This is a genomic window from Mesorhizobium sp. M5C.F.Ca.IN.020.29.1.1 (assembly GCF_003997375.1).
Lineage (GTDB): Bacteria > Pseudomonadota > Alphaproteobacteria > Rhizobiales > Rhizobiaceae > Mesorhizobium > Mesorhizobium wenxiniae.
Window position 1 is genome coordinate 1 of sequence record NZ_RZSW01001193.1, and the last position, 442, is coordinate 442.

Genomic DNA, 442 nt, shown 5'->3' on the forward strand with positions numbered 1-442 from the left:
AGCCTACATCATCCTGGATGGCCGCTTAGCAAAAGCATTCAGCGCCTGGCCGAATTACATATCAACGGCACCCGGGGTCGCTTACGCGTACCTGCCGGACTACAGGAGAAATCGCAAGGACATTTATCATAGCGCGCGCTCCTTAAGTGGGCTCGCAAGCAAGATAGGCGTTTCTCCGCCCACGCTTGAAGTGACCATAGCTGACTACAATCGCAATCCCCGCCCGGGCTGTGCTGGATTACTTGAACCACCCTTCATTGCTCTTGGACCGGTTCGAAGCTGGCTGCTGACTGAGGGGGGCCTCCGAATTTCGGCTTCAATGGAAGTGCTCTCGAAAAGCGGGCAGGTGATCCCAGGTCTTTATGCGGCGGGAGCGACAGGCCAGGGCGGAATCATCCTGGAGGGCCATGGCCACCATCTTGGTTGGGCTTTTACCTCTGGG

The 442-nt window shown here is 57.2% G+C and carries 1 protein-coding gene; it reads left to right on the top strand.

What is annotated here, in order from left to right; all coding sequences use genetic code 11:
• A partial coding sequence (locus EOA85_RS36995; RefSeq protein WP_127212846.1) for an FAD-binding protein occupies positions 1-442 on the top strand: 442 nt, incomplete at both ends.